The 15,209-nt window shown below is 53.0% G+C and carries 16 protein-coding genes; 5 read left to right on the top strand and 11 right to left on the bottom strand.

Going from position 1 to position 15,209, the window contains the following annotated elements; genetic code table 11:
- Positions 1 to 20 precede the first annotated feature (20 nt).
- The gene (locus ACMV5I_RS01390) at positions 21 to 314 is read left to right on the top strand and encodes an I78 family peptidase inhibitor (protein WP_037374799.1); all 294 of its coding nucleotides are present in this window, start codon (positions 21 to 23) and stop codon (positions 312 to 314) included.
- A gap of 40 nt (positions 315 to 354) precedes the next feature.
- Here the strand turns inward: ACMV5I_RS01390 and cfa are convergent, their stop codons facing one another.
- On the bottom strand, positions 355 to 1,506 hold the full coding sequence (gene cfa, locus ACMV5I_RS01385; RefSeq protein WP_046808202.1) for a cyclopropane fatty acyl phospholipid synthase: 1,152 nt from the start codon (positions 1,504 to 1,506) through the stop codon (positions 355 to 357).
- A gap of 340 nt (positions 1,507 to 1,846) precedes the next feature.
- Positions 1,847 to 3,052, bottom strand: coding sequence for a purine nucleoside transporter PunC (gene punC, locus ACMV5I_RS01380; protein ID WP_046808203.1), 1,206 nt, complete (start codon positions 3,050 to 3,052; stop codon positions 1,847 to 1,849).
- A gap of 125 nt (positions 3,053 to 3,177) precedes the next feature.
- Here punC and punR point away from each other — a divergent pair, with 125 nt between their 5' ends.
- Positions 3,178 to 4,098 carry a DNA-binding transcriptional activator PunR gene (gene punR, locus ACMV5I_RS01375; protein ID WP_414823483.1) on the top strand — a complete coding sequence of 307 codons (921 nt, stop codon included), beginning with the start codon at positions 3,178 to 3,180 and terminating at the stop codon, positions 4,096 to 4,098.
- A gap of 32 nt (positions 4,099 to 4,130) precedes the next feature.
- Here the strand turns inward: punR and purR are convergent, their stop codons facing one another.
- Positions 4,131 to 5,156, bottom strand: coding sequence for an HTH-type transcriptional repressor PurR (gene purR, locus ACMV5I_RS01370; protein WP_021804552.1), 1,026 nt, complete (start codon positions 5,154 to 5,156; stop codon positions 4,131 to 4,133).
- 324 nt (positions 5,157 to 5,480) lie between these two features.
- Here purR and ACMV5I_RS01365 point away from each other — a divergent pair, with 324 nt between their 5' ends.
- Complete coding sequence (locus ACMV5I_RS01365) at positions 5,481 to 5,570, top strand: YnhF family membrane protein (protein WP_158006235.1); 90 nt, start codon at positions 5,481 to 5,483, stop codon at positions 5,568 to 5,570.
- A gap of 64 nt (positions 5,571 to 5,634) precedes the next feature.
- On the opposite strand, the gene sodB is transcribed toward ACMV5I_RS01365, so the two are convergent.
- The gene (gene sodB / locus ACMV5I_RS01360) at positions 5,635 to 6,213 is read right to left on the bottom strand and encodes a superoxide dismutase [Fe] (RefSeq protein WP_021178097.1); all 579 of its coding nucleotides are present in this window, start codon (positions 6,211 to 6,213) and stop codon (positions 5,635 to 5,637) included.
- Positions 6,214 to 6,427: 214 nt separating this feature from the next.
- Positions 6,428 to 7,243, bottom strand: coding sequence for a C40 family peptidase (locus ACMV5I_RS01355; RefSeq protein ID WP_021804551.1), 816 nt, complete (start codon positions 7,241 to 7,243; stop codon positions 6,428 to 6,430).
- Between the two features lie 410 nt (positions 7,244 to 7,653).
- Between ACMV5I_RS01355 and ACMV5I_RS01350 the strand changes: the two genes are divergently transcribed.
- Complete coding sequence (locus tag ACMV5I_RS01350; protein WP_172413932.1) at positions 7,654 to 8,001, top strand: Grx4 family monothiol glutaredoxin; 348 nt, start codon at positions 7,654 to 7,656, stop codon at positions 7,999 to 8,001.
- Between the two features lie 197 nt (positions 8,002 to 8,198).
- Here the strand turns inward: ACMV5I_RS01350 and rnt are convergent, their stop codons facing one another.
- The 6 genes from rnt to ACMV5I_RS01320 all read right to left on the bottom strand — a co-directional run bounded on the left by rnt (position 8,199) and on the right by ACMV5I_RS01320 (position 14,137).
- The gene (gene rnt, locus ACMV5I_RS01345; RefSeq protein WP_121606728.1) at positions 8,199 to 8,888 is read right to left on the bottom strand and encodes a ribonuclease T; all 690 of its coding nucleotides are present in this window, start codon (positions 8,886 to 8,888) and stop codon (positions 8,199 to 8,201) included.
- A 69-nt stretch (positions 8,889 to 8,957) separates the two neighbouring features.
- Positions 8,958 to 9,365, bottom strand: coding sequence for a lactoylglutathione lyase (gene gloA / locus ACMV5I_RS01340; RefSeq protein WP_021178093.1), 408 nt, complete (start codon positions 9,363 to 9,365; stop codon positions 8,958 to 8,960).
- 394 nt (positions 9,366 to 9,759) lie between these two features.
- Entirely contained in the window at positions 9,760 to 10,857 is a 1,098-nt protein-coding gene (locus ACMV5I_RS01335) for an alkene reductase (RefSeq protein WP_021178092.1), read from the bottom strand.
- Between the two features lie 81 nt (positions 10,858 to 10,938).
- Positions 10,939 to 11,544, bottom strand: coding sequence for a TetR/AcrR family transcriptional regulator (locus ACMV5I_RS01330; protein ID WP_037413224.1), 606 nt, complete (start codon positions 11,542 to 11,544; stop codon positions 10,939 to 10,941).
- 194 nt (positions 11,545 to 11,738) lie between these two features.
- Positions 11,739 to 13,373, bottom strand: a complete 1,635-nt coding sequence (gene eptA / locus ACMV5I_RS01325) for a phosphoethanolamine transferase EptA (RefSeq protein WP_414823482.1) — start codon at positions 13,371 to 13,373, stop codon at positions 11,739 to 11,741.
- A 122-nt stretch (positions 13,374 to 13,495) separates the two neighbouring features.
- Complete coding sequence (locus tag ACMV5I_RS01320) at positions 13,496 to 14,137, bottom strand: NAD(P)-dependent oxidoreductase (RefSeq protein ID WP_414823481.1); 642 nt, start codon at positions 14,135 to 14,137, stop codon at positions 13,496 to 13,498.
- A 138-nt stretch (positions 14,138 to 14,275) separates the two neighbouring features.
- On the opposite strand from ACMV5I_RS01320, the gene ACMV5I_RS01315 reads away from it, so the two are divergent.
- The gene (locus ACMV5I_RS01315) at positions 14,276 to 15,205 is read left to right on the top strand and encodes a LysR substrate-binding domain-containing protein (protein ID WP_414823480.1); all 930 of its coding nucleotides are present in this window, start codon (positions 14,276 to 14,278) and stop codon (positions 15,203 to 15,205) included.
- Positions 15,206 to 15,209: the final 4 nt, after the last annotated feature.

Raw genomic sequence — 15,209 nt, 5'->3', positions numbered from 1 at the left:
ACCACATATAGGAGCCAAACGTGAAGTTTTACGGGAAAACGATGATGCTAGCGGCGCTGTTGGCGCTGACCGCCTGTTCAAGCTCCCCAGAACAGGCGAACTCACAGTCTGCCGAGGCTGAAGATGATACCTGTGGTGCATCGCAGTATCAGAATTATGTGGGTAAACCGCTGTCTGCGTTGGACGGGGTCAATATTCCCCAGCAGGTACGGACTATTCCTTATAACTCGATGGTAACCATGGACTTCAATCTAAAGCGCTTGAACTTCCTGGGTGACAGTGAAGACAAAATCATTCGCGTTTATTGCGGTTAATAACCCTTTACCCCAACCCTGTGGGTTGGGGTAAAGGATTTTAGCGGGGAACTCGCAGACCGCCTTCGACGCCTTTAGGGCTGAATACCACCTGCCAAAGTTGAATATCGCGAGCGCGGAACGCTCCTGCGCAGGCATTAAGGTAATAACTGAACATCCTTTCAAAACGTTCGGAATAGCGCGATGCCAGCTGTGGCCAGCTCTGTTTGAAACGTTCATACCAGGCCATCAGGGTGCGATCGTAATCTGCGCCGATATTATGCCAATCTTCCATGACGAAACGGCCTTCGCTGGCCTGGGCAATATGTTTCACCGACGGCAGGCAGCCGTTGGGGAAGATGTATTTATTGATCCACGGATCAACGTTCATATCGGTCTCGTTGGACCCTATGGTATGCAACAGGAAAATGCCATCAGGTTTTAAATTACGTTCCACCACCTCGAAATAGGTTCGGTAGTTCTTCGGCCCAACGTGTTCGAACATGCCGACCGAGACGATGCGGTCAAACTGCTGGTGGAGATCGCGGTAATCCTGCAGCAGAATTTCCACGTCCAGCCCGGCACAGCGCTCTTGCGCCATTTTCTGCTGTTCGGCGGAGATGGTGACCCCCACCATGGAAACGCCGTAGTGCTTGGCCGCATAAGCAGACAGACCGCCCCAGCCACAGCCGATATCCAATACCCGCATACCGGGCCGCAGGTGCAGTTTTTCGCAAATTAGCCGTAGCTTGGCCTCTTGCGCTTCTTCCAACGTCGTGGCCTGTTGCCAATAGCCGCAGGAATATTGCATATAGGGATCCAGCATCTGAGTAAACAAATCGTTACCCAGATCGTAATGCTCTTTGCCAACGATCCAGGCACGTTTTTGGGATTGCAGATTGGTCAGGCGGGCGGCGGCAATACGCAAGATATCCTTCAGGTGGTGGGGCAGTTTCTTTTCCAGGCCAGCTGCGACAACCCGCTGAAAAAATATGTCCAGCCGTTCGCACTCCCACCAACCGTCCATATAGCTTTCGCCCAGCCCCAGAGAGCCGTCTTGCAGTACGCGTTTAAAGAAATTGGGATTATTGATCTGAATATCGAAAGGGCGTGAACCATTGATTTCAATACCGGCCATGCTAAGCATTTCATGAGCGATACGATACCAATGGTTATCCTGGATGCTCAGATCTTCTATACACGATGAACTCATAGCTTCTCCATCACCTTCTTCTGACTTATGATCCTGCAGAATTTAGCGTAGACAATTTCTACAGGGACATACGTATACCTACGGTAAAAATTCACCGTGGTGTCTGAAATCCGACTTGAACAGAGGAAATTTAAGAGACTCCCTGCGTCAAAGGACGCGGGTAAATGCAACCTTAAATAAAGTGTGATGCCATCCACGTACGCAGCAGTTGCTGCAATAAGAGCTTAGTATAACTGTTATTCTAAAAGGTCGTTTTTGAGTATAGGCTTGCCGAGGCGTAGACTCAACTGCAAATCGCGCTCGGCAAGAATTTTCATTAAGTGACTATTTACATAGGTAATTATGAGACGGAGTCGGCATGCTCCTGCCGTGTTACCTGAGTTTCATCCGTTCCTTTCCCACGCTGGATCAGATAGCCCAAGGCCGCTAAAAATACGGTAGCAACCATTACGGTAGCCGTGGCTAACAGCGGTTGGGCGATAAATGCCGAAACCAACAGGCTGGCGATAAAACATAATCCCAATTGTAGCGTGTTTTGCAGCGCAGCGGCTTTGCCACTGTTGTTGGGGAAGGGCATCAACGCATTGGCCACTAAAATAGGATAGCTGGCACCGTTTACTAACGCCATAAAGCAGAACGGGATCAGCAGAGTGGTCAACGTCGGTTCGCTCAGGGTGGCAATCAGATACAGCGCTACCATGCTGATGCCATAAGCTACCAACAGCCATGGCAGCAAGGTTTTGCCAGAAATGCGATTTAAGGCGCTACGGCAGCTGTAACCTCCTAATAAGAAAGCCAGCGTTTGTGGCACATAACTCAGGCCAATATCGTTGGGACTATACCCCATATCGCCGAGGATAAAGGGGGAGCCCGTCAGCCAGGCAAAGAACCCGGCAGAACAGGCGGCAAAAACCATCACGTTGCCGCTGAACACCGGGGATTTCAAGATCTGCATAAAGCCAAGGCTGGGCTTTTTATCGGCGGAAGGTACCAGTCTGCTGCGGTCTTTCAGCAGCAAGGTGGGGATCAGCAGCAGGGCGGTGATCCCCAACAGCACGGCGAAGATGGCCCGCCATCCCATATGGTTGAGCAACCAGGCACCCAGCAGTGGAGCCAGCGCCGGAGAGAGGGCGACCAGCGGCATAATGGAGGCAAAAACGCGGTTGGCTTTGCCATCGCGGTAGCGATCGACCACGATCGCCTGCCAGGTGACGGCGGCGGAACAGACGCCAATGGCTTGAATAAAGCGCAGTGACCACAGTTGTGCCACGTTCTCGACCCAAAGCATACCGAGGCAGCCGACGGCGAACAGCGCCAGGCCAATCAATAACACGGGCTTACGGCCAATACGGTCGGACAGTGGCCCCCACAGCAACTGGGCAAAGGCAAAGCCTGCCAGGAAGATACTCAGGCTGGCGCTGATCGCCCCAGCGGAGATTTGCAGATCCTGCTGCATTGCCCCAAAGGCGGGCAGGTACATATCGGTAGCCAGATAGCCCAACATACTCAGGCCGGCCAGGTAGAACATAAATCCAAAATTTCGCATTGCTATTTCTCGTTAAAATTATGTTGTCGCAGGTTTTGAAGCGCCGGAAAGTGTATACGGCTGGATCTCTGCTTGTGAAACGGTAATATTTGCAAGGTGCTGTTAAAAAATTTGAAGGCAAACATATGTGGTCTGAATATTCACTCGATGTGGTAGATGCGGTAGCGCGGACCGGCAGTTTCAGCGCAGCGGCACAGGAGTTGCACCGAGTTCCTTCTGCGGTGAGCTATACGGTGCGCCAACTGGAGCAATGGCTGGCGGTGCCGCTGTTTGAACGCCGTCACCGCGATGTGGAACTCACGCCAGCGGGGGCGCTGTTTATTAAGGAGGCGCGAGTTGTTATCAAAAAAATGCTCGATACCCGACGACAGTGTCAGCAGGTGGCCAACGGTTGGCGCGGACAACTGCGGATTGCGGTCGATCTGATCGTCAAACCCCAGCGCAGCCGCCAGCTGGTGCTGGATTTTTATCGCCATTTCCCCGACGTGGAACTGATAGTGCAGCCGGAAGTATTCAACGGCGTATGGGATGCGCTGGTCGATGGCCGCGCGGAGATGGCCATTGGTGCAACGCGGGCGGTGCCGGTAGGCGGCGGTTTTGCCTTTCGCGATATGGGCTTTATGAATTGGCTCTGCGTAGTACATGCTAAACATCCGCTCGCCGCCTTGCAAGGAAAGCTGCGCGACGATCAGCTACGGCCTTATCCCTCGTTGTTGTTGGAAGATACTTCGCGCAATTTACCCAAGCGGGTGACCTGGTCGCTGGACAACCAGCGGCGGCTGACCGTGCCTGACTGGGTTTCGGCGGTAGATTGTTTGCGTGCCGGACTGTGTGTCGGCATGGTGCCTGCACATCGGGTATTGCCGTTGGTGCAAAGTGGCGAACTGGTGGTGTTGACACTGCATGAGCCTTTCCCGCCCAGTGCCTGCTGCCTGACCTGGCAGCAAAACGCCCAGTCTCCGGCCATGGCCTGGCTGTTGGACTATCTGGGCGACAGCGAAACGCTCAATCAGGAATGGCTCAGTGAAGAGGTGCCGGGTGGTTAATCGGGCGCAGTATTGCAGCGCCCCAACAGGAGTTAACGGCGGTAATCGACAAAAGGACCATCGGCGACTGAGCGGCGCTCGATGAGTTTTGGATGCACTTCAATCACCTGCGATTCTTCACGCTTGCTGATGATGCGATCCAACAGCATGGTAAAGGCCATCTCGCCCAGGCGCTCTTTCGGCTGGTGAATGGTGGTCAGCGCCGGGGTGAAGTAGCGGGCATTACGCACGTTGTCGTAGCCAATCACCGAGATATCCTGCGGTACACGCAACCCCAGCTCATCGGCGGCGCAGATCGCCCCCATGGCCATAATATCGCCGCCACAGAAAACGGCGGTTGGACGATGCTTTTGCGACAGGATCTGATGCATGGCTTTGTAGCCAGATTCAGGCTCGAAATCCCCCTGCACGATCCATTCTTCGCGCACTTCAATGTTAGCTTCCTTCATGGCCTTCAGAAAGCCCTGGTGGCGACCTCCACCGGTATTACGCGCCAGTTGACCAGGAATGGCACCGATGTCACGGTGTCCACGTTCGATCAGGTAGCGGCCTGCCAGGTAGCCGCCCTCGAAGGCATTATCGATAATGGTATCGGTGAAGTCTCCGCGCGCGGTACCCCAATCCATCACTACCATGGGAATATTACGGTAATCTTCCAGCATGCCCAGTAGCTGATCTGGATATTCTGAGCACATCACCAGCAGGCCATCGACGCGTTTTTGCGCCAACATCGCCAGATAGGCTTGCTGTTTATCCAGATTATTGTGCGAGTTACACAAGATCAGGGTATAGCCTTTGCTGTAGCAGCTGTTTTCCACCGCTTCGATCACTTCGGCAAAATAGGGGGCCTCGCTCGAAGTGGCGAGCAAACCGATCGATTTGGTGTGGTTGACCTTGAGGCTGCGGGCCACGGCGCTGGGTGAATAGTGCAGCTCTTTGATGGCGGCCCAAACGGCCGTTTTGGTATCTTCGGCGACGAAACGCGTTTTATTGATAACGTGCGAAACGGTAGTGGTAGAAACGCCAGCGCGTTTGGCCACATCTTTAATCGTTGCCATGTAAAAAATGACTCCTAAACCCACATGTTACAGCATGTAAGTATGATGTTAATCGTTTGCCTGCGTAGATCCTTTCCCAGATAAGCGAAAACTGAGTTTTTAGTGCTGAAGTCGTAAATCGCTTGAACAGGGAGGGGCAGTTTATCGGTACGCAGTTGTGAACTGCGGATTTTGTCGCATATTGAAGAAAAGTGGAAGAGCTAATCGGTAATTATCAGCGGGGAAATCATAACAAGATTTTAATCACGAACTGTGGGAAAATGATTTGACGTATAAACTGTGTGGCTTATGCTCTGGAAAAGCCAATCTGAGAGGGAGTTGTATATGGATACCAATTTGAAGATGTCATTACTCACCACCGTGGGTGCTTTGGCAATGATTATTGCTTTCAGTTTTATTGCCGCATTGAACTGATCCGCAGCAGAAAAACAAAGGCGCAGCTTGATGCCGCGCCTTATTATTAGCTAGCCACCCGCCGTTAAGCCAGGTTTTCTGCCACGAACGCCCAGTTCACCAACGCCCAGAAGTTTTCCAGGTACTTTGGCCGCGCATTGCGGTAGTCGATGTAGTAAGCATGCTCCCACACGTCAACGGTCAATAACGGAACGTCTGCGCCGGTCAGCGGGGTTGCCGCATTTGAGGTGCTGACGATCGCCAGACTACCGTCCGCTTTTTTCACCAGCCAGGTCCAGCCCGCGCCGAAGTTTTTCACGGCGGCATCGGTGAACTGCTCTTTAAAGGCGGCGAAGGAGCCGAATGACTTATTGATGGCCTCTGCCACTGCGCCCGTTGGCTCGCCACCACCTTGCGGTGATAAGCAGTGCCAATAGAAGGTGTGGTTCCAGACCTGAGCGGCGTTGTTGAACACGCCGCCGGTGGAGGTCTTGACGATCTCGACCAGGGATTTGCCTTCGAACTCGCTACCTTTCACCAGATTGTTCAGGTTAACCACGTAGGTGTTATGGTGCTTGCCATAGTGGTATTCCAGCGTTTCTGCGGAAATGTGCGGTTCGAGAGCGTTTTTCTCATATGGTAATGCAGGTAATTCAAACGACATTGCTTTCTCCTTTTATAGACAATACGCCTCTCCGACGCTGCAGGCCTAAGGGGCCGAGAGCGGAAAAACGCAATTGCACCACTTTTGTTATGGTTATTAATCTTAACAACTTTCCGAGCGAAAAGAACATCCAAAGTGTGCCAAGTGACTGATTGTTTAAAGTTGCAGCGGGTGATAGAGAGCACGGCCGAGCAGTTGGCTCAGCCGTGAAAGGTTAACGGATGGTGGTAGGGGTCACTACGCGGCGGGCACCAATGTAATGGTTTTGCCAATAGTCGTTATCTAACTGACTGATGCGAATTTCTTCACCGGTACGCGGTGACTGGATGAACTTACCGTTACCAAGATAGACGCCAACGTGATCGGCGGTGCCACGGTTGTTGATGCGGAAGAACACCAGATCGCCTTTCTCAAGCTCATTACGCTTGATCGGCGCTGCATCACGCAGGTGGTACATTTCGTTGGCGGTACGCGGCATTTTGATTTTCACCACGTCTTTGTACGCGTAATAAATCAGCCCGCTGCAGTCGAAGCCTGTACCAGGTGAAGACCCACCCCAGCGGTAGGGCTTACCCATTTGCCCCATCAGCTTGGCCATGGCGGTCTGCTTGGCGTGCTGATAACGTTTTTTGTGAGCGGCGGAAAGTTTCAACGGCTTTTCGCGGCCAGCCAATTTTGCCGTAGCTTTGCCTTCTTCACGATGGCGACCATAACCTTTTTTATAGCCTTTTTTAGGCGGAGTTACTTTTAGCTTGGCCGTTTTGGTTGCCTGGCTTTTGGTTTTAACGCTGGTGGTTTTTTTTGCGGTCTTTATCGTTGCTGGTTTGGTTTTTAGCGTTTTCGGAGGGGTGGCTGCCTTCACTTTTTTATTGGCTTTCTCCGCTTTCTTTTTCTTGCGGTCGTCTGGCCGGGCTTCATTAACGTGACTCTTGCGCTGCTCGGCAGAAACACGTGCCTGTGGCGCAGCGTGCGCCAAATTGAAGAAGAGCTGCGTAAATAGCAGCACAAAAAGTGTAATAATTAACCGCATATCGACGTTACCAACCTTGGCTCCGAAACAGAAATCGAATGAGTCACAGTATTCCCGAAATTCACCCTATAAAACAGCGTGGATCTCATAAATACTAATCCATATTGTGAGAAAACGTTAATGGCATTTTTATTGTTGCAAAATCAAACGCCTGGCGCCTAAAAAAGCGACAGAGATCATGTGGTTGGCTTATTGCTCGCCGGCATTGGGCAGGGCAAATATAATAGTGAAACGTCCCGATTAAAAATGTTATTCTGGGGCCATGTTTTAACCGGTTCGGTGTGTCCGCCGCTTTTGCTAAGGCAATCAGAGAATGTCCCTGCAAAAGATGGCGTTTTCTTGGCACCGGTCCTGCCGCTACAATAGCCAGTGTGATGCATGTTGTAGCCATGATGTGGCTTGAGGAAGCAATAATGACGACGATTGAAAAAATTCAGCAGCAAATTTCTGCCAACCCGATCCTGCTGTATATGAAAGGCTCACCGAAATTGCCAAGCTGCGGTTTCTCTGCTCAGGCCGTGCAGGCGCTTTCAGCCTGTGGCGAACGTTTTGCCTATGTTGATATTCTGCAAAACCCGGACATCCGCGCTGAGCTGCCAAAGTACGCAAACTGGCCAACCTTCCCGCAGCTGTGGGTTGATGGTGAACTGGTTGGCGGCTGCGATATCATCATCGAGATGTACCAGCGTGGTGAACTGCAGCCGTTGATCAAAGAAACGGCCGAGAAGTATAAAGATCAGGAAGACCAGCAGCCTTAATGGCGCAGGTTTTTACCAAATAAAATCGGGCGGCACCTTTAACAGTGCCGCCCGATTTTTTTATACCCGTCGTCTTTCAAACCGCAGCGTTGTTACCTGCACTTGCTCACCCCAGTCACTTACTAAAGTAAGCTCCTGGGGATGAGCAAGCTTGTCGCCTAGCTGCGGCTTGAAATCCATAGGGTATACGTTCTAAATTACTCCGCGCCGTCATTATGGCTGTTGGCAATCGGCCAGCCACCGAGACGTTTCCAGCGGTTGACCAGTTCACAGAACAGTTGGGCGGTTTGCTGGGTATCATACAGGGCTGAGTGAGCCTGGCTGCTATCAAACGGCATACCGGCGGCGATACAGGCTTTAGCCAGTACTGTCTGCCCCAATACCAGCCCGCTAAGCGCAGCAGTATCAAAGGTGGCGAACGGATGGAACGGGTTGCGCTTCAGGCTGGCACGTTCGGCGGCAGCCATCAGGAAACTGTGATCAAAATTGGCATTATGCGCCACGATGATCGCCCGGTTACACCCCTGATCCTTAAGACCTTTACGTACGGCTTTGAAAATCGCATGCAGCGCATCATATTCACTCACTGCGCCACGCAGTGGGTTATGTGGGTCGATACCGTTGAAGGCCAGCGCTTCCGGTTGCAGGTTCGCCCCTTCAAACGGCTCTACATGAAAATGCAGCGTTTCATCTTGCTGCAACCAACCATTTTCATCCATTTTCAGCGTGACGGCGGCAATCTCTAGCAGCGCATCGGTCTGAGCATGAAACCCAGCGGTTTCCACATCAATAACAACGGGATAAAACCCACGGAAACGGCCACTCAGGGCGTTAAGATCACTTTTTTCGGCCATCAGTTTCTTATCTTTAGCGAATTCAGCGCGCATTATGACAAATTTCTTGTCTTGGTGCAGCGGAGATAGAAAGCAGGGCGCAGGGGGCGCCCTGGAGAAACCTCAGTTACCGAGGCCGTGACCTGCGTGCTTGTTCTCGATCAGTTCAATCTTGTAACCGTCCGGATCTTCGACGAAGGCAATCACGGTGGTACCGCCCTTGACTGGGCCGGCTTCGCGGGTGACTTTGCCACCGGCCTGACGGATGTTGTCGCAGGTGGCTGCTACATCATCGACGCCCAGTGCCAGATGACCAAATGCGGAGCCCATGTCGTAGCTGTCTACGCCCCAGTTATAGGTCAGTTCGATGACCGAGCCTTCGCTTTCATCGCTATAACCCACGAAGGCCAGCGAGTATTTGTACTCGGTGTTTTCGCTGGTACGCAGTAAGCGCATGCCTAATACCTTGGTATAGAAGTCGATGGAGCGTTGCAGATCGCCGACACGGAGCATGGTATGGAGTAAGCGCATAATTTCCTCTGATTGGATATGCCGCGGCTGACGGCAGGTGACTTGAACAGCGTCAGACAGTATAGCCTTGTCGCATAAGGCAATTCAACGCGTGCGGTAGTAAGGTTGTCAGGTTACAGTGTCACAATAGTGATTGGTTGGGGGCGCTGCATGCTGCGCCCGTTTAGATTATCAACGTGTTAGTGGGGTAAAACGTTCGACTCTGGATTGTGACAAAATAGCTGTGATTAAGGTGTTACAGATGGGGATCACACAGAACGCCGACACGCCGTGGATCCATCCATGGAGGCTCGTATCGCGCGTCCATGCGCTCAACGGTCGGCTAACCTGTATGATCCCCACCTGTCAGAGGCTTAGTGTGTCGCGGTATTAAGCGCACCTATTTAGCTGAGCTTTACAGAGTTGGGTAATCGGTATAACCCTCGGCACCGCCGCCGTAGAAGAAATCGGCACGCTGCTCGTTGAGTGGAGCCTGCTGCTTAAAGCGTTCCACCAGATCTGGGTTGGCGATATAGCTGCGGCCAAAGGCGACGGCATCAATAAAGCCTTGGGCGATCAACTCTTCCGCTTTCTCCGCCGTATAGGCACCCGCGCCAATAATCACGCCTTGGAAGTGTGCTCTTACTGCATCGCGGAACGCGGTTGAGTAAGGCTTGCCACCGGCCCAATCCGGCTCGGAAATATGCAGGTAGGCGATACCGCGTTTGTTCAGCTCTTCGATCAGATACAGCGCCGCTTCTTCCTGATCTTCGCCGTTGTCCAAGCCATTGAACGGGCCCAACGGAGAAATACGGATACCAACGCGATCGGCACCGATTTCAGCAATGCTGGCATCGACCACTTCCAGCGTCAGACGGGTACGGTTTTCAATGCTGCCACCGTATTGGTCGGTACGTTGGTTGGACGCCGGAGACATAAACTGGTGCAGCAGGTAACCGTGCGCGGCGTGCAGTTCAATATAGTCAAAACCGGCTTCACGCGAGTTGGCAGCAGCCTGGCGGAAATCGTTGACGATCCCCGGGATTTCGTTGGTTTCCAACGCACGTGGGGTTGAGGTTGGCACACGAACCCAGGCACCGGTTTCATCACGCACCGTGGTGCGGGTTTCGGCATTGATCGCTGAAGGCGCGACCGGAGCCTGCTGGCCCGGCTGCAAGCTTGAGTGGGAGATACGCCCTACGTGCCACAGCTGGACAGCGATATGACCCTGTTTGTCATGTACCGCCTGGGTGATTTTTTTCCACGCGGCGATTTGTTCTGGGGTATGCAGACCGGGAGCTCCGGCATAACCTTTCGCCTGGAAAGAAATCTGGGTGGCTTCGGTGATCAGCAGGCCAGCGCTGGCACGCTGTGCATAATATTCCGCCATCAACGGCGTTGGGATGTCACCTGGCTCGATGCTGCGCAGACGAGTCAGCGGAGCCATGAACACACGGTTGGGGAGGGTGGTGTGGCCAACTTTGAGCGGAGAGAACAATTTTTCAATCTTCATAGTGCATCCTATAGTATTAGACCAGTCGACTAGTGATGATAAACAATATCGCTACAATGTCTTTCGGGTAAAAAAGGGAGTTCATGGCTGCGCTGGGCGCAACAGCAATTCGATACTTTCCAGCGCACAGGTCAGTGGGGCGACCGAGTGGCGGATTTTAGCCCGCAACGATGCGCCCAACCACAGCGAATACAGCGTTTCCGCCGTGGCCGCTGGGCTCATGGTGACAGCCAGTGAACCTTCACGGATGCCGCGTTCGATCGCGTCTTGCAGATGACCGATCACACGACTGGTGCCCGCTTCCAAGGCATGGCGCATAGGTTCAGAAAGATCGCTGACCTCTGCGGAGAGTTTCACTGCCAGGCAAGCGTTATGGCACTCACTACGGCAGTGGAAGCTGATGGCCTGGGCGTAATAACTTAATAACTGATTACGCGCATCGCTGCGGCTGTCAGCAAACAGAGCCTGCATTTGAGCGTCGTAATGGGCAAAATAGCGTTGCAACATTGCTTCGCCGAAGGCTTCCTTCGAGCGAAAATAGTGATAGAACGACCCTTTTGGCACGCCAGCGGTAGCGAGCAACTCACTGAGGCCCATGCCGGTAAAACCAAGGCGCAGGCTGAGCGTTTCGCCGGTAGCGAGCAGATGTTCTCGGGTATCCCCGTTGCAATTCGTCTGTTTTGTCATAATGAAAATGAGAATAATAGACCGATTGGTCTAGGTCAAGTCGCAGATAAAAAAACCGGTAAAAAAATTTCCGGTTCTGACGGTAAACATTTCAGCCAACTTACACTCTGTAGTGGTGCTGTGTGCTCCATCACACCGTAGGGGCGCCGCATGCTGCGCCCGAAAAGCTATTGTGCCAGAGGGAGCGGCTAAGGTTAAGCCTTGCGACAGCGCTGCAGAATATCCAGGTCGGGCTGATATTGCCTTGTCTGCACGTTTAACATGCCCAACAGGGTGTGGAACAGATTATCCTGTGAAACCTTATCGGTCTCCGCCAGGGATTGCAGGCATTGGCGGTTAATGCCGAAATTGCGTTCATAATCGGCCGACATCCACATCAGGAAAGGCACGTGGGTCTGCTGAGAAGGTGCGAACATATACGGCGTACCGTGCAGGTACATGCCATTCTCCCCGAGCGATTCACCGTGATCGGAAAGATAGACCATCGCCGTATTGAATTTGCCGCTGTATTGCTGCAACAGCTTGATGGTGTTGTCCAGCATGGCGTCGGTGTACAGTAGTGAATTGTCGTAGGTATTCACCAGTTGCTCGTGGGTACAGTCCTGGATCTGGTTGCTGTCACAGGTTGGTGAGAACTGACGTAATTCTGGCGTACTACGGCGATAGTAGGCCGGACCGTGGCTCCCCATCTGATGCAGTACGATCACACCGTCCTCTTGCAGGCCGTCGATATAATCGTCCAGTTTATGCAGCAGCACATTATCCATGCAGACATCGCCGTCGCAATACTGTGAAAGCTTCAGTTTGGTCATGTCGATATGTGGGATACGATCGCAGGCGCCCTTACAACCGCCGTCATTCTCGCGCCACAGCAGGTTGACTCCGGCATGTGCCATCACGTCCAGTATGCCTTCCTGGTGTGCGGCCAAGGTGGCGTCGTAATCGCTGCGTGGCATGTTGGAGAACATGCAGGGCACGGAGATAGCCGTTTCGGTACCGCAGGAACTGGCATTCTTGAAATAAACCACATCGTCCTGCTTCAAGCGGGGATTGGTCTCCCGTGAGTAACCACCTAGCGAAAAATTCTCCGCCCGCGCGGTTTCACCGACCACCAGTATCACCAGGGTCTTCTTGGCCTGGCTGCTAATCACCGGGCCTAAATGGGCATCTTCACCAATTTTGACCAGCGGCAGATTTTGGTGCAAATAGCGGTGTTGAGCGTACTTGATGGTGCCAGCCACAAAATTGCTTGGGGTGAGCATTTTCACCACGCTTTTATTGTTGCGGATCAGCGAGGCGTAATCTTTGTAGAACAACGCCGCAACCAACAGGATCACCACCACGGAAAGCATCACATTGGCCGCGCGCAGGCCAATCATGTACCACCAAGGGCGGGTTTTATTGATGCGTACAAAGCACACGAAAACGGCAGGCAAAATACCCAGCAACAGCAGCCATAGCCCCATACGAGGGGTGAGCAACGCCGTCGCTTCCTGCGGGTTGGTCTCGAAGGCGTTCTGCATCATATTGCCATCAATCACCACGCCGTAGCTGAACATAAAATAGTTGGCCGCCGCGCTGCCGAGCAGCAACAGAATAACCAGAGGTTTACGCAGAAACGGAATGGTTAATATGCTGAAGATAATATTCAGGGCACAGAAAATAACCACCGGCATAGTCGCCGCAAAAATGATGCTATGTACGCTATCAAAGGTGATATATGACCAGGCCTGGTGAATAAATAGCAGGTTCTGGAAAAGCGTGAAGAATAGGGCGCAAGCCAGGATAAAACCCAAGCTGTTGCATTGTAATGATTTACGTAAGCGCATTGCCAAATCTGGATCCTGCCATGAGGTAATGCGCCGAAATTTACCAGATGAAACTTAAGATAACCTTAGACGTAGTGAGCGGCAGGACAGCGGCTGCAAAGATTACAGCCGCTGGCGGACGATTAATAGGCAGCGGTAAACTGTGCCTTGATGAACTGTGGTTTTTCAACTTCGTCGATAATGGCAACCGCGAGGTCTTCTACCGAAATATTGGCCGGTGCGTCCCCCTTCATCAGCAATTGTGTCGTGCCCAAACGGAACTGGCCGGTACGCTTGCCGGGTTCCAGCAACGCGGCAGGAGAAAGGTAGGTCCAATCCAACTGGGTTTCTTTTTTCAACGCATTACGTAAATCCCGTACCGCCTGGGCCCCTGGACGAATATTTTCCGGGAACTGCGGGGTATCAACCAGCTCAACTCCTGGAGCCACTTCCAGGCTACCGGCACCGCCAACGTACAGCAGGCGTTTAACCGCGGATTGTTTTACCGCCGCCAGGATCTGCTGAGCACCTTTAGCGGTTTTCTCATACAGGTCCGCTTCTGCCCAACCTGGGTTATAGGCGCTGATCACGACATCATGGCCAGCTAACTGTTGTGCCAACCACGGGCCGTCGGCCACGTCACCCAGGGCGATGGTGAGATTGGCATTATCCGGCAGATCTTTTTTCTGACGGGCGATGGCGGTCACTTGCAGGCCGCGGGCCAAAGCTTCATCGACTACGCGGCGGCCAACAAAACCGGTTGCTCCAATAATGGCGATTTTCATGAGGTCTCTCCTGTGAAATGTTGTTAAGCGGGTTGCCGTACCACTCAGTGGCGGCGCAGTAGAAATACTATAAACCTTAACAATGCGGCTGATTAGTGCCATATTTATGCTTTCTTGATTAAGTAAAACTTAATAATCATGGATAAATTGAATCGAATGGCGGTATTCGCCACCGTGGTGGCCGAGGGATCTTTTGTTGCGGCGGCCCGTCGGCTAGAGATGACGCCCTCTGCTGTCAGCCAGCATATACGGTCGTTAGAAAAGTCGCTGGGGGTGCCGTTATTGCACCGCTCGACTCGCCGCTTGGCATTGACCGATGCGGGGGAAGCCTTTTATCCCGGTTGCGAAGCCATGTTGCAGGAAGCACAGCGCGCGGAGCAGCGGCTGGCGGAACTGCGGGATACGCTGGTGGGCGAACTACGTATTGCCACCACCGTCGGGATCGGTAGCGGCCCCTTGGCAGAGGCCCTGGCTCCCTTGCTGCTGGCGCACCCAAAGCTGACGCTGCGCATTCTGGCAGACGACCAGGTGGTGGATATGATCGAGCAGCGGGTAGATATCTCACTGCGCGTAAATCTACAACTGGCAGATACCAACCTGATTGCTCACCCGCTGACCGCCTGGCCCATGGTGCTCTGCGCCGCGCCTCGTTATCTTAGCCAGCATGGCGTGCCAGAAACGCCCCAGGAGCTGGTGCAACACCGCTGGATCACCGGCAGCGGTCACGGGTTACATCTCGATTTACATCACCATGCGGATGAAACATTCAAACTACGCCTGGCGGCGGGGCAGGTTATCAGCGGTAGCATGAACGTGATCCGGGCCTTTACCCGCAATGGTCTGGGGATTTCCGGCCAACCGCTGTATGAAATTGGTGACGAACTGCGCCGGGGAGAATTAATCGCCCTGTTACCGCAGTGGCGGCCAGCGCCATATCGGCTGCATGCGTTGACTCTGGAACGGGTTCTGCCGGAGAAAACGCGCCAGGCGCTGCACTATTTGCGAGAATATTTTCGCCGTCATGGGGAAAAGCCACTTGCCAATGGCCCCGATGACGTCTTCAATTAGCATG

The organism is Serratia sp. T13T92 (assembly GCF_047530105.1).
Lineage (GTDB): Bacteria > Pseudomonadota > Gammaproteobacteria > Enterobacterales > Enterobacteriaceae > Chania > Chania fonticola.
The sequence above is the reverse complement of the archived record's forward strand: the minus strand, read 5'-3'. Positions and strand labels throughout refer to the sequence as shown.